Below are 13,800 nucleotides of genomic sequence, written 5' to 3'. Positions count from 1 at the left end.
GGTGTGCTCCCGGTGGGTGTCGAGGGATCAGCCGCGGTACCAGGCGGCGAGGGCGGCGAGCTCCTCGTCCGCCTCGGGCGCGGTGCCGGCGAGGAACGGGAAGACGTGCTGCATGCCCGCGACGACCGACAGCGTCACGTCGACACCGGCGGCCCGGGCCCGATCGGCGAGCCGGACGGCGTCGTCGAGCAGCGCCTCGGCACCCCCGGCGTCGACGTAGAGCCGGGGGAGGCCGGTGAGGTCGGCGTGCAACGGGTTCGCCAGCGGTGCCCGCCGGTCGACGTGCCCCTCCCCCAGGACGCCGGCGATCATCCCCTCCAGCAGGGGCACCGTGACCAGGGCGTCCGAGGCGGCGTTGGTGACGAGCGTGGCGCCGGTGTTCTCCATGTCCAGCCACGGCGAGAACGCGACGACCCGGCCCGGCAGCGGCCGGCCCGCGTCGCGCAGGGCGAGCACGGTGGCGACCGCCAGGTTCCCGCCCGCGGAGTCACCGATGGTCGTCACGTCCGCGGGGGCGGTCCCCCGGGCCAGGAGCGCCTCGAACACCGCGACGGTGTCCTCCACCTGTGCCGGGTGCCGGTGTTCCGGCGCGCGACGGTAGTCCGCCACGAACGCCGTGGCGCCGACGGCCCGCGCGACGTGCCCCGCGAGCTTGCGATGGCTCGACGCCGAGCCGACGGCGAACCCGCCGCCGTGGGTGTAGAGCAGGACCTGCGCGGGATCCGCCCCGACCGGCAGCGCCCAGATCCCCGGGACACCCCCGAGCGACTCCTCCCGGTAGGTCACGTCCTCGGGTTCACGGGTGGCCTGGTGCCACTCGTCGAAGATGCTGCGGAACAGCCGCGTGGTCAGGTCCGGGGTCGCCGCGATGAGGGCGGACCAGTCGGCGTAGAGCGCGCGCAGCGCGTCGGACTCCGTGGACGCGCCCGTCGGGCGGGTCGGTGGTGCCGTCGTCATCGCGGTCCTCCTCCGGTCGGCCGGAGCGACGGCGGGCGCCGCGCCGGCGGTGGCGTGGCCGTCGATGGTGGGCACCGCGGAGGCACCGCGGGTGTTCCGTTCTGGAACGCCCACCGGCCACTCCCCCTGGCCAGGATGGTGTGACCTGGGGCACCGTGGACGTGTCCGCAACGGGCGGCGAGGGGCGGATCGGGGCGATGACGCGTCGGGACGAGGACACGGCGGTGCCGGCCCTGTCGGCCGGGCAGCGCCTGCGCATCCGGCGCAGCCGCGAGACGCTCGTCGACGGGGGGCTGCTGGCGCTGCCACCCGGCCACGCGGGCGTGCCGCCGCTGATCGAGCAGAGCTGGCGGCGCTGCATCGGCGAGGCGGTGCCGACGGCGCCGGAGCGCATCGGCTACGCCGACCCCGGCGACGACCACACCGCGCTGCGCCGGGCCGCGGCGCCCGTGCTGGAGCGGCTCGTGGACAGCTTCGCCGATGTCCCGGTGGCCATGGTGCTGTCCGACGCGACCGGGCGCATCGTCCGCCGCCACGTCGGTGTCCGGCGCCAGCGCACGCTCATGGACCGGGCGAGCGCGGTGGAGGGCTCGGACTTCTCCGAGCGGTCGGTGGGCACCAACGGCATCGGCACGGTGCTGGTCGAACGACGCCCGGTCCTGGTCCGGGGCCCCGAGCACTACAACGCCCTCCTGGAGAACCTCACCTGCGCGGGCACCCCGCTGGTCGAGCCCGGGACCGGCCGGACGGTGGGCTCGCTCTCGCTGGCCTGCGCGGTGCGTGACGTGCACCCGCTCATGGCGGTGATGGCCGCCGACATCGGCCGCCAGATCGAGGCCCGGCTGCTCGACGAGGCGGGCGAACACCGTCGCAGGCTGGTGCGGGCCTACCTCGCGCTGGAGCGGGCCACGACCGGGGCGCTGGTCGTCGACGCCGACACCGTCCTGGCCGACCGGCACGCGCTGGCCCACGCCGGCCCGGACCTGCACACCCTGCTGTGGGACCTCCTGCGCGACGGGGGTCCGGACCGGCCACGCCGGATGCGGGTGCCGATGCCCGACGGCCCGCACGACGCGGTCGTCGCCCCGGTCGAGGGCACCGGGGGGACCGCGTTCAGCGTCCGGCTGGCGCCCCGCCGGGCGGCCCCCGCGGTGGCGGCCCCGGCCACCGTCCGGGGAGCCGCGCTCCACCACGACCCGGAGGTCGACCACCGGCTCCGCGAGGCCGTCTCCCACCGGGAGACCGTCGCCGTGACCGGCCCCGGCGGCAGCGGGAAGCTGCGGACCGCCCGCCGCGTGCTGTCCCGCCTGGGCCACGACGGCGCCGTGGTCGTCGAGCCGCACCGGGAACGCGAGTGGTGGGAGACGGCCCGCGCGGCGCTGGACGCCGGTCGCGGGCTCGTCCTGCGGCGGGTGCACCTGTCACCGGGGCCGCGCCCGGCGCTCCTGCGGGACCTGGCCGCGACCGGCGTCCCGTTCGTCCTCACCGCCGACGCCGACCCCACCGACGACACCACCCCCGCCCTCCTCGGCCAGGTCGCCACCACCGTCCGCCTCCCGGCGCTGGCGGCGGGCCGCGAGCACCTCCCGGCGCTGGTGGAGACGCTGCTCGCGGAGCTGCCCCCGCCCGCCTCGGGGTCCCGGCTGTCCGGCGCGGCCCTGGACCGGCTCCGGGCCTGGCACTGGCCCGGTGACCTGGCCGAGCTCCGCACCGTGGTCACGGCGGCGGCCCGCCGCGCCGACGGCGGTACGGCCGGCGAGGCCGACCTCCCCGACCGCCTGCGCACCGCCGGCCGGGAGCTCGGTCTGCTGGAGGCCGCCGAACGCGACGCCGTGGTCGACGCCCTGCGCGCGGCGGGCGGGAACCGCACCCGGGCCGCCCGCACGCTCGGGATCGGGCGCAACACCCTCTACCGGAAGCTGCGCGAGTTCGGGGTGTCCTGACCGGCGGCGTTCAGGGCCGCCCGGTCACCAGCGGCCAGAGCCCGTCGGCGCCCGCGTCCAGCGCGGCCGCCCCGACCCGGTCGTTCCAGAACGCCTCGTCACCGTCCTCGTCGCGCCAGGCCCACAGCCGGGTCGTGACCAGCCGCAACGCGTGCTCACGGGTGAACCCGATGGCGCCGTGCACCTGGTGGGCGATCCGCGCGACGGCCGTCGCCGCCTCCGAGCAGCGGGCCTTCGCCGCGGCGACGGCGAACGCGGTCTCCGGGGCGGCGAACCCCGCGCGCCGCGCGGTCGAGGTGGCAGCGGCGGAGGCGGCGGAGGCGGCGGCCACCTCGGCGCCCGCCTCGGCGAGCATCTGCTGCACGGCCTGGAAGCGGCCGATGGGACGACCGAACTGGGTGCGCTCCCCGGCGTAGGCGACCGAGCGGGCCAGTGCGCCGCGGGCCGCGCCGGCGAGCAGCAGTGACCGCGCCAGCGCCGCCCGCAGGGTCAGCTCCGCCGCCGCCCCGGCGGGGGCGGTACCGGTCGCCAGCGGCGTGACCCCGTCGAGGGTGAGGCCGTCGCGGGGCTCCTCGGCGAGGTTGGAGCCCTCGGTGACCGCCGCCGCGCCCGTGTCGAGCACGAGGACCCGGTCGCCGTCGAGGACGACGACCGCGGCCAGCGAACGGCCCCACGGCACCCGGGTCAGGGCCGCCGACACCGCGCCGGCCGGGCCGCCGCTGCCGGTCACCGTGCCCCCGGCGGTCCCGGCCGGGCGGTCGCCGCCGGTCGCGTCGGTGACGACGGCGGCCAGCGGCCCGTCCGGCACGGGGAGCCCGGCGGCGCGGGCCAGCCACCCGGCGAGCAGGTCGGTCTCGGCCAGCGGCAGGCGGGCCGCGTCGGCGCCGGCGACCTCCAGCAGCACGGCGGCGTCGTCGAGGGTGCCGCCGGTGTCCGGGTCGGTCAGCGAGGTCAGCCCGGCCCCGGCACACGCCTTCCAGGCCGCCGCGTCCAGGCCGGTACCGTCACGGTCGTCGGAGCCGGCGGCGAGGATCGAGGCGGCCAGGTCGGCCAGGTCGCTGTTGCGGGCCATCAGCGCAGTCCCATCCCCCGCGCGACGATGCCGCGCAGGACCTCGTTGGTGCCGCCGCGCAGGGTGAACCCGGGCGCGTGCAGCACGGCGTCGGCGAGCAGCCGGGCGAACCCGGACTCCGCGCCGGGGTCCGGCGGGATGTCGACCAGCAGCCGGGCGGCGTCGACGATCTCGTTCTCGTAGCGGGTACCGAGGTCCTTGACCAGGGCCGCGGCCAGCTCGGGGGCCCGGCCGGACTCCAGTGCCCCGGCGACGGCCAGCGACATGGCCCGCAGCGTCCACAGCCGCGACACCAGCGACCCCACGCGACGACGGGTGCCGGCGTCGGCACGGCCGGCCCCGGCGAGCTCGCCGACCAGCGACGCCAGCAGCGGATAGGTCGACAGGAACCGCTCCGGTCCGGAGCGCTCGAACGCGAGCTCACCGGTGACCTGGGCCCAGCCGTTGCCCAGCTCGCCGAAGACCCGCGCGTCGGGGATGAACACGTCGTCGAAGCGCACCTCGTTGAAGTGGTGCGCCCCCGTGAGGAGCGGGATCGGGCGGATCTCCACCCCGGGCGAGTCCAGCTCCACCAGGAACTGGGACAGCCCCGCGTGCCGGTGCGCGTCGTCGCGCGGCTCGGTGCGCACCAGCGCGAAGAACGCGTGCGCGTGGTGCGCCCCGGACGTCCACACCTTGGTGCCCGACAGCCGCCACCCGCCGTCGACGCGGGTCGCCCGGGTCCGCACCGACGCCAGGTCGGAGCCCGAGTCCGGCTCCGACATGCCGATGCCGAAGTACACCTCGCCGCGAGCGATGCCGGGCAGGAACGCGCGGCGCTGCTCCTCGGTGCCGTGGCGCAGCAGCGACGGCCCGATCTGGCGGTCGGAGATCCAGTGCGCGGCCACCGGGGCGCCCGCGGCGAGCAGCTCCTCGGTGACGACGTAGCGCTCCAGCGCGGTCCGGCCGTGCCCGCCGTACTCGGTGGGGATGGTCATCCCGAGCCAGCCGCGTTCCCCCAGCCGCCGCGAGAACGACTCGTCCCAGCCGGAGAGCCACACGTCCGCACGCGGGGTCCAGCGGGCGGCGTTGCGCTCGTCGTCGAGGAAGGACCGGACCTCGGCCCGCAGGTCCGCCAGCCCGGCGGGGAGCTCGACCGGGTCGGGCACGAGCTCGGGCAGGGCCGCTGCCGGTGTCGATGTCGCTGCCACGGGCATCATCATGACCCAGCCCCGCCGGCGCCGCCGGTGTCTATGGGCCGGCTCACCGGGGTACGTTCCGGGCATGACCACCAATGCTGACGAGCGCAGGGTGCTGGATGCCGTCCCCACCGGCCTGTTCATCGGCGGCCGGTGGCGGCCGGCGGAGAACGGCGCGACCGCGAAGGTGGAGGACCCCGCCACCGGAGAGGTGCTGACCGAGGTCGCCGACGCCTCCCCCGCCGACGGCATGGACGCCCTCGCCGCCGCGCACGCCGCGCAGCCCACGATCGCCGCGATGGCGCCGCGGGAGCGCAGCGAGATCCTGCGCCGCGCCTACGACCTGCTCCACGAGCGGATCGACGACCTGGCCCTGCTCATGACCCTGGAGATGGGCAAGCCCTTCGCCGAGGCCAAGGGCGAGGTCGTCTACGCCTCGGAGTTCCTGCGCTGGTTCTCCGAGGAGGCCGTGCGCATCGACGGCGGCTACCAGGTCGCCCCGAACGGCCAGACCCGCTTCCTCACCATCCGCCAGCCCGTCGGCGTCTGCGTGTTCGTGACCCCGTGGAACTTCCCGCTGGCCATGGGCACCCGCAAGATCGCCCCGGCGGTCGCCGCCGGCTGTGCGTCGGTGATCAAGCCCGCGCCGCAGACGCCGCTGACCATGCTCGCGTTCGCGCAGGTACTGGCCGACGCCGGCCTGCCCGACGGCGCCCTGAACGTCATCAACGCCACCGACGCCGGCGCGGTGATGGAGCCGATCCTGCGCGACGGCCGCGCCCGCAAGATGTCGTTCACCGGGTCCACCCCGGTCGGGAAGCTGCTGCTGTCCCAGGCCTCGGACAAGGTCATGCGCTCGTCGCTGGAGCTGGGCGGCAACGCCTCGTTCATCGTGCTCGACGACGCCGACGTCGACGCCGCCGTCGAGGGCGCCATGATCGCGAAGATGCGGAACATGGGCGAGGCCTGCACCGCCGCGAACCGGTTCTACGTCCAGCGCGGCGTCGCCGAGGAGTTCACGGCGAAGCTCGCCGAGCGGATGGGCGCGCTCAAGGTCGGGCGCGGCACCGAGGAGGGCGTGAACGTGGGCCCGCTGATCGACGCGAAGGGCCTGGACAAGGTCACCGACCTGGTCGCCGACGCCGTCGCCGCCGGTGCCTCGGTCGCGATCGGCGGGAAGGCCCAGGACGGGCCGGGTTACTTCTACCCGCCGACCGTGCTCACCGACGTGCCGGTGAACTCCCGGCTCAACCACGAGGAGATCTTCGGCCCGGTCGCGCCGATCACCGTCGTCGACAGCGCCGACGAGGCACTGGCCGCGGCCAACGCGACCGAGTTCGGCCTGGTCAACTACGTGTACACGCGCGACCTGAACCGGGCGCTGCACATCGCCGAGAACCTCGACAGCGGCATGATCGGGCTCAACACCGGTCTGGTGTCGAACCCGGCCGCCCCGTTCGGCGGCGTCAAGGAGTCCGGGCTGGGCCGCGAGGGCGGCACCGTCGGCATCGACGAGTTCCTGGAGACCAAGTACGTGGCCATCGGCTACAGCGGCTGACCCCACGCGCGACCGAGGGCCCCGGTGCCGTACGGCACCGGGGCCCTCGTGTGTCGCGGGTCGGTCAGTTGGCCGGGGCCGCGGGCGGCGCCGCCGGGGCCGCGGGTGCCGGGGCCTGCGGCTGGATCGGCACCGCCGGGTCCTGCCCGGGCAGCGGCTCGGCGGGCTGGGTCACGTCGGCCCGGCCCCCCGAGACGAGCTCGACCAGCTCGACGCCGCCGTTGAGGGTCAGCATCACCACCACCAGCGCCACCGAGGCGACGGCGGCCGCGGTGAGCCCGCGCTGCGCGGACCCGCTGGTGACCAACCGGCCACGGCTGGTCTCCACCACCCAGGCGCGGGCGGCGAACACGGCCAGCATCAGGCCGAACGCGAGCCAGGTCAGGAGGAATCCGTTCACGGGTTCGGCACCTCCCCGCCGGCCGCCGGGGCCGGGGCCGTCACCGGTGCCGGGACGCCCGGCGCCGGGAGCGGCTCGTTGCGCACCAGGATCGCGTCGAAGCCGCTCTCGTAGGTCGCGCGGTACTGGCCCGACGCGATGAGCTGGTTGCGGATCTCGATCGTCCAGCCCGGCTCGCGGTCGTTGAGGACGACGCCCTGCTTCTCGATCGCCGGGTAGAACAGGATCGTCTGCGGCTGGACCTGGTCGATGCAGCGGAACGGGTCCGCGGCGAGGACCGCGCAGCCCTGACCGCCCGAGGCCATGTTGTTGTTCTCGCCGACGCCCTCCAGGGCGTAGGGCCCGACCGTCGACAACGGCTGCACCGTCGCCCCGGGCGGCGCCTCGGCGTAGGCCTTGCGGGTCATCTGGACGTCCTCGGTGGTGACGTCGGTGTAGGCCTCGTTACCGCCGCGGATGAAGATCAGCAGACCGAAGACGACCACCATGCCCACCGCGAGCAGCCGTTCGCGCTTGCGGTCGACACGGGCGAAGGCCCGCAGCGCGTCGACGGCCAGGATCGACAGGATCGGCAGGCCGTAGAGCAGCACGCGCAGGAGCAGCTCGCCGCCGTAGCTCTGCACGACCGCCATCCCCATGGGGATGATCGCCAGCAGGATCGGCACGAGGTCGCGGCGGCGGCGCCAGTAGACCCAGGCGCCGGCGAAGCCGAGGACGTAGGTCAAACCGGTCATCGCGACCCGGAAACCCTTGCCGACGAGCTGGCCCGTGTCGCCCTGGAAGCGGTCCGCGACACCGGCCTGCAGCGCGCTGCCGTCGTCGCCGCTACCGATGATCATGCTGATCTGGTTCATCCAGAAGTCGCGGGCGCCGATCAGCACGAACACCGTCACCGCGGCGATCGCGACGATCACCAGCCCGCGTCCGCGGAACCGGCCGACGACGGCCAGCACGGCCAGCTGGCCGATGATGGCGAACGGGGTCAGCTGGTGGGCCGGGGCGACGGCGATGACGCACAGCGCCGCGCAGAAGTAGATCAGCAGCAGCTGCCGGGCGGGCAGCGTCGGCGTGTTCGGCGGGGTCAGCGCCGACACCAGCCAGCGCCGCCACCGGGGCAGCGGTGGCGCCCCGCGGTGCGCCCGTGGCCAGCCCGGGACCCCGGCGTTGTCGACGCGGCGGGTCGCCAGCGGGCCGAGCGCGAAGGTCAGCACCGTCAGCAGCAGCACGATGGCGGTCGCCTGCGGGGAGAAGTAGTCCTGCTCGATCCAGTTCAGGCCGATGAACAGCCAGGCCGCGACCCACGGCGCGCGGGTGCCCCCGAGCATCGAGCGGGCCAGGGCGTAGACGCCGATCGCCCACACCGCGGTGACCGCGGGCGGGTACCAGCGCAGGATGGTGTCGAGCTGGTCGGCGCCCGCGGCGTCGCGGATCCAGGCCCACTGGGCGAAGAACGCGGGCCAGTAGAACCGCGCGTCCACGCCGGTGGGCGGGACACCGTTGTTGCGGGCGACCGCGTCGACGAACCCGGAGATCAGCCAGGCGGTGGTGAACCGGGCCTGGGGCTGCACGACCGAGGGCAGGCCGGTGGAGCACAGCAGCAGCACACCCGTCGCGGCACCCAGCATCGGGATGCGCGGGCGGCGCGACCACAGCTCGAGCAGGCAGGCGCCGATGGCGAGCAGCAACGCGACCCACGCGAACGGGCTCAGCGCCGGGGCCAGACCCCAGCCGCCCAGGTCGGACAGGTCGGTCGTCGCCGCGGCGACGGGCAGCAGCAGCACCGCGAGCACGGCCAGGACCGGCGCGCCCCAGACCCACAGCGGGGACAGCGGCTCGGCGGTCTCGGGTGCGGGCGGCGGGGGCGGCGGCGGGCCGTCACCGGGCGGGCGCGGGACCGGGCCGCGGACGGCCATGGTCGGCGAGTCCGGGCCGGGCGGCGTGACGAACTGGGTCCGCTCGCTCGCGCTCTCCTCCGCGACGCGGGTCCGCGCGACGGCGGGCTCCTCGCCGCGGTGGCCGCGGGTGGACGGGTCGGGGCCGCCCGTCCGGCGGGTCTCCGACGTCACGACTTCACCTCCGGTGTGCTCCGGCGGTTCCACGCCGGGACGAATCTGAGTGCCAGTGCGCAGAGGATCTGCGCACCGACGTAGCCGAGGACGACCGGCAGCATGGTCATGCTGACCGATGCGGTTCCGGGGTCCGGCAGCGGGACCAGTCCGGCGAAGACCACGACCAGGCCGGTGTTGAGCAGCTGGATCTTCGCGTAGCCCATCCCGTCGCCGTCGGCCTGGCGACGGGCGAGCTCGAACACGACGATCAGCCGGAAGAACAGGCCGCCCATGAGCACGGCCAGCGCCGGGGCGCCGGGCGCGTAGCCCTCGCCGAGCAGCGACAGCACCGGGTAGCCCAGTGCCGCGCCGAGCCCGAGCGCCGGGACGAACAGCAGGAGCATCCGGCGCCGGGCGACGCGGGCGAACTCCTCGGCGCGGTGCGGTTCCCGGGCGGTCTGCACGGTCAGGGAGTTGGTGAAGAACGTCGCGGCCAGGTCGATGACGGTCACCGCCTGCCAGCAGATGAAGAAGACCGCGCCGATCTCGTTGCCCATCCGGAAGTTCGCGAACAGCGGGACCTGGTTGTAGAGCAGCGCGTTGCCGCACTGCGCCAGCGCGGTCGGCGCCAGGAACGCGATCATCTCCGGGCGCGACGGCAGCGTGCCCGGCCCAGCGGCGCGGGCGAAGCGCCGCACCATGAACCAGAGCAGCACGGTGCCCGCGGCGATCCACAGCACGACCGGGATCGCCCAGGACAGCACCAGCGCCTCGGAGGCGAGCGTGGTGCCCAGTGCCAGCAGCAGCACGATCCGGGTCACGGCGAAGGTGCCGTTGCGCCACACCGCCACCCACGGCCGTCCGATGGCGACCATGACGAAGTCGTGGACGACGAACACGCACCAGCCGGCGCAGGTCAGGACCAGGACGACCAGGCCCCAGCCGAACGATCCGCCACCCGCGGCCTCCGCGACCCGGGGCACGAGCGTGCCGTAGATCAGGCCGATCAGCCCGGACAGCGGCATGATCAGCAGCAGCGAGCCGAAGGTGAGCCGGACCGACTTGCGGCCGGCCCCGGGGAGCCAGCGCAGCAGCGCCAGTCCCAGGTTGAGCTGGGCGACGCCGCCGATCAGCTGAAAGGCCGACACGAACTCCGAGGCCCGGCCGACCTCGGCCTGAGGCATGATCCGGGTCGCGATCAGCACGCCGAGCAGCCCGGCGACCGAGCCGAAGCCCGAGCACAGGGTCAGCGCGATGCCGTCGCCGATGCCGCCGTTGCGGTCCGGGACCTGCTCGCCGTCCTCACCGCCGCCGTCTCCGCCGCCCGGTCCGGGCGGTGGGGTGGGCGGCGGGGTCGGCGGGTTCTCGCCGGGCCCGCGCAGCCCGACCAGCGGCGGGAGGTACTCGGTGTGCTGCTCGGCGTTGCGGCGCGAGTGCGCCCGGGCGTGGGCGGTGGCGAGACGCTGGGTCGGGGCGTCCGGGTCGACGCCCGCCGCCTGCGGTCCGGGGACGGGGCCGGGACCGGCCGTACCCGCGGCGGGGCGGGGACGCGCCGGCCCGACCGGCCTCACCGGGAGGTCCCGCTCACTGGGCCACCACGGCGTGGCGCAGCAGGAACGGGACCGACAGGAGCGTGACGACGAACAGGGCGACGCTCGGGTACCAGAGCCCCAGGCTGACCATGAGCTGGCCGCCGATCAGGGTGACGGCGGTGCCGACCCCCAGCGTCAGCAGCCAGACGTGCGCGGCGGGCGCGCGGCGCAGGAAGCCCGCGGCGGCCCAGCCGGGACCGAGCAGCAGGAAGCCGATGGTGACCAGCAGGCGGAACTCGCCCAGAGCGCCCCCGCTGATCCCGGCGATGCTCAGGCCGCAGGCGATGACGCCGGCGGCGACGAGCAGGATCGCCACGTACCGCCGCGCGGTCCTCGCGCGGGTCAGCTCGGCTGCGGACTGCACGCTCACCGCGGCTCACTCCTCTTCACTGGTGGTTCTCCCGGCGCCACACCCCTCGTGGGGCGTGGGCCGGTGGGGCACGGACCGGCCCGATCCGGTCCCGGGGCGCTCAGGACGCCTCTTCCCCCCATGCGTACCGCACGCCGGTCCGCTCGGGGCGGGCGGACCCGTCGCGCTCGGCGCCGACGGGTCGCTGCTCGCGGGCGACCGGCGACGGGGCCGGCTGCTGCGGGGCGGGGCGGCCCGCCCCGGGCTGCGACTGCGGGGCCGGACGCGACGGCTGCTGGTGCGGGCGCGGTGCGTCGGCGTGCGGCCGCGGGGCCGGGCGCTGCGGCTGCGCCGCCGGGACGGCGCGGTCCGGCACCGCGGGCGGCACCGGCGCCGTGGCCGGGGTGGCGGGCACCGCCGGGTGCCCGGCGGGCGGGACCACCGCTGCGGGGCCGGGGACGGCCGTGGCGGGTGCGGCGGGCCGGTCGTCGCGACCGGCCCGACGCCGCTCGGCGGCGAGGGTCCGCAGGACGCGGGTGCCGTCGGCGAAGGTGCGCAGGTTCGTCTCGCCGAACATCCGCTCCTTCTCCACCGAGGGGACCTCGGTGATCGACAGACCGGCGGCGGCGACGCGGCAGTTCAGGACCGTCTCGATCTCGAACCCGTCGCCCCAGTACATCCCGCCGTCCGGGTGCGGCGGCATGTCGACCGCGGGCAGCTCCAGCAGCGGCAGGATGTCGGCCCAGAAGGCGTTGTAGCCGTAGCAGAGGTCGCTGTAACGGGTCCCGAACAGCGTGTTCGCGATCAGGTTCAGACCGGCGTTGCCACCCTTGCGGAGCAACGTGATGTCGTCGCTGCCGCCCCCCTTGGTGAACCGGCTGCCCTTCGCGAAGTCGGCGCCCTCGACGAGCGCGGCGACGAAGCGCGGGATCTCCTGCGGGTCGGCCGAGCCGTCCGCGTCGAACATGACGATGGCGTCGCCGGTGGCCGCGGCGAAACCGCAGGCCATCGCGTTGCCCTTGCCCTTGCGGGTCTGGCGGACGATCCGGACGCCGGGCAGGACACGGCGTGCTGTCTCGACGGTGCCGTCCTTGGAGTCGCCGTCGACGACGATCACCTCGTGCACGGCGGGACGCACGGCCGCGACGGCCGGCAGGACCACCTCGAGGTTCCGTGCCTCGTTGCGGGTCGGCACGATCACCGACACCCTCGGTTGGTTCGGACGACGTGGTCCGTGGTCAGGGCGCTTGTTCACCGGTCTCTCCCCCGAATCGATCGGTCCTGGCGCGCGGTTGGCGAGCAGTACGTGTCCGGTCGTGACGACGATGCCGACATCGACCGGATCCGTTACCCCACAACGGGGGTCATCCGGCTTATCTCCGGCGCCGTCGGTCGCGTTACGTGACCCGCACCGCATCGGGTGTCGCCCGGACGGCGCATGGCCTCCGGACTCCGTCGCCGCGGCGTGGAACGACCACGCGAACACGACGACGGATACTACGGACGTCGTCCGGGCCGCCGCGGTGCGGGACCGGCCCACCGGGACCCCGGCCGACGAGCGGTGATCGTCGGGCGGCGAGCGGCGGGACGTCCGGCCGACGATCACAGCGCGTATCCGTTCCGTCCCGATGGTCCCGGTCGGACGTCGCTCGTCCGCGCCGCCGTCCGGCCCGCCGACCGGGGCGGGTAGCGTGGCTCGCCGCCTGCTCGTCCGATCCGTTCCACCCCTGCGAGGTACCCGATGAGGCCCGGCGGCTTTGTGCCCAGCGTGTCCGTCTGCATCCCGGTCCACAACGGCGAGACCTATCTCGCCGAGACCATCCGCAGCGTGCTGGAGCAGACCTGGCGGGACTTCGAGCTCGTCGTGCTCGAGAACGGCAGCACCGACGCGAGCTGGGAGATCGCGACCTCGTTCCGCGATCCGCGGATCCGGGTCGAGCGCAACCGGCAGACCCTGCCGCAGGGCGACAACTGGAACCGCGCCGTCGAACTGTGCCGCGCACCGCTGGTGAAGCTGGTCTGCGCCGACGACCTGCTGCACCCGCGCTGCCTGGAGCTGCAGGTGCCGCCGATGCGCGACGACCCGTCGCTGTCGGTGGTCGCCTCGCGCCGGCACATGATCGACGAGCAGAGCCGGGTCATCGTCCCGCGCCGCGGCCTCGGCGGCGGCCTGGTCGGGCTGCACTCGGGCAGCGAGGTCGCACGGCGGGTCATCCGCAACGGCGCGAACCCGATCGGCGAGCCGGGCAACGTCCTGTTCCGTCGCGAGCAGTTCGTCACCGCGGGCGGGTGGCGCCCGGAGCGGCGCTTCATCATGGACCTCGACCTCTGGATGCGCCTGCTCCAGTACGGCGACTTCCTCGGCGTCCCGGAGACCCTCGCCGCGTTCCGGATCGCCCGCGGCTCGGTCTCCTCGGAGTTCGAGCAGCAGATCTCCGAGGAGCAGCAGCTGCTGTTCGACGAGCTGGGCGACTCCGGGGTGTTCGACGTCCGCCCGATCGACGTGCGGATCGGCCGGCTCGCCCTCCCGCTGGGCCGGGCCCGGCGCAAGGCGCTGTTCAAGGTCTCGCGCATCGCCGCCCGCAAGGACGACAAGCTGATCGCCGAGCGCGACGAGGCCGCGGCGGCCGACGCCCGCTGACCGCGGGCGCCCGACCGCGCGCCGACCGGACGGACGGCATCCGGGACTCTCCGATCGGCGGG

General features: G+C 75.1%; 11 protein-coding genes. 3 read left to right on the top strand and 8 right to left on the bottom strand.

Annotation, left to right across the window (positions count from 1 at the left end):
• Positions 1–27 precede the first annotated feature (27 nt).
• Positions 28–1,071: an alpha/beta hydrolase gene (locus KPF22_RS15040; RefSeq protein WP_224402451.1), complete on the bottom strand. Its 1,044-nt coding sequence runs from the start codon at positions 1,069–1,071 to the stop codon at positions 28–30.
• 83 nt (positions 1,072–1,154) lie between these two features.
• On the opposite strand from KPF22_RS15040, the gene KPF22_RS15035 reads away from it, so the two are divergent.
• The gene (locus tag KPF22_RS15035; protein ID WP_224402450.1) at positions 1,155–2,900 is read left to right on the top strand and encodes a sigma-54-dependent Fis family transcriptional regulator; all 1,746 of its coding nucleotides are present in this window, start codon (positions 1,155–1,157) and stop codon (positions 2,898–2,900) included.
• Positions 2,901–2,910: 10 nt separating this feature from the next.
• Here the strand turns inward: KPF22_RS15035 and KPF22_RS15030 are convergent, their stop codons facing one another.
• Both KPF22_RS15030 and KPF22_RS15025 read right to left on the bottom strand, forming a co-directional pair.
• Positions 2,911–3,972, bottom strand: a complete 1,062-nt coding sequence (locus tag KPF22_RS15030; RefSeq protein WP_224402449.1) for an acyl-CoA dehydrogenase family protein — start codon at positions 3,970–3,972, stop codon at positions 2,911–2,913.
• The gene (locus KPF22_RS15025; RefSeq protein ID WP_224402946.1) at positions 3,972–5,168 is read right to left on the bottom strand and encodes an acyl-CoA dehydrogenase family protein; all 1,197 of its coding nucleotides are present in this window, start codon (positions 5,166–5,168) and stop codon (positions 3,972–3,974) included. Before KPF22_RS15025 ends, KPF22_RS15030 begins: the two co-directional genes overlap by 1 nt.
• Positions 5,169–5,235: 67 nt before the next feature.
• Here KPF22_RS15025 and KPF22_RS15020 point away from each other — a divergent pair, with 67 nt between their 5' ends.
• Complete coding sequence (locus KPF22_RS15020) at positions 5,236–6,708, top strand: NAD-dependent succinate-semialdehyde dehydrogenase (RefSeq protein ID WP_208820864.1); 1,473 nt, start codon at positions 5,236–5,238, stop codon at positions 6,706–6,708.
• Between the two features lie 64 nt (positions 6,709–6,772).
• Here KPF22_RS15020 and KPF22_RS15015 read toward each other — a convergent pair whose 3' ends face one another.
• The 5 genes from KPF22_RS15015 to KPF22_RS14995 all read right to left on the bottom strand — a co-directional run bounded on the left by KPF22_RS15015 (position 6,773) and on the right by KPF22_RS14995 (position 12,298).
• Positions 6,773–7,108: a hypothetical protein gene (locus tag KPF22_RS15015; protein WP_208820862.1), complete on the bottom strand. Its 336-nt coding sequence runs from the start codon at positions 7,106–7,108 to the stop codon at positions 6,773–6,775.
• Positions 7,105–9,174 (bottom strand): hypothetical protein, encoded by a 2,070-nt coding sequence (locus KPF22_RS15010; protein ID WP_208820860.1) that lies wholly within the window; start codon positions 9,172–9,174, stop codon positions 7,105–7,107. Before KPF22_RS15010 ends, KPF22_RS15015 begins: the two co-directional genes overlap by 4 nt.
• On the bottom strand, positions 9,171–10,727 hold the full coding sequence (locus KPF22_RS15005; protein ID WP_208820858.1) for a lipopolysaccharide biosynthesis protein: 1,557 nt from the start codon (positions 10,725–10,727) through the stop codon (positions 9,171–9,173). The genes KPF22_RS15010 and KPF22_RS15005 overlap by 4 nt, the downstream gene beginning before the upstream one ends.
• 13 nt (positions 10,728–10,740) lie before the next feature.
• Positions 10,741–11,118, bottom strand: a complete 378-nt coding sequence (locus tag KPF22_RS15000) for a hypothetical protein (RefSeq protein ID WP_062395221.1) — start codon at positions 11,116–11,118, stop codon at positions 10,741–10,743.
• A 100-nt stretch (positions 11,119–11,218) separates the two neighbouring features.
• The gene (locus KPF22_RS14995; RefSeq protein ID WP_224402448.1) at positions 11,219–12,298 is read right to left on the bottom strand and encodes a glycosyltransferase family 2 protein; all 1,080 of its coding nucleotides are present in this window, start codon (positions 12,296–12,298) and stop codon (positions 11,219–11,221) included.
• 558 nt (positions 12,299–12,856) lie between these two features.
• Between KPF22_RS14995 and KPF22_RS14990 the strand changes: the two genes are divergently transcribed.
• Positions 12,857–13,738 carry a glycosyltransferase gene (locus KPF22_RS14990; RefSeq protein WP_208820856.1) on the top strand — a complete coding sequence of 294 codons (882 nt, stop codon included), beginning with the start codon at positions 12,857–12,859 and terminating at the stop codon, positions 13,736–13,738.
• Positions 13,739–13,800: the final 62 nt, after the last annotated feature.

Origin of the sequence: Pseudonocardia sp. ICBG1034 (assembly GCF_020131375.1) — a bacterium.
Lineage (GTDB): Bacteria > Actinomycetota > Actinomycetes > Mycobacteriales > Pseudonocardiaceae > Pseudonocardia > Pseudonocardia alni.
This window is presented reverse-complemented; position numbering and strand designations above follow the sequence as displayed.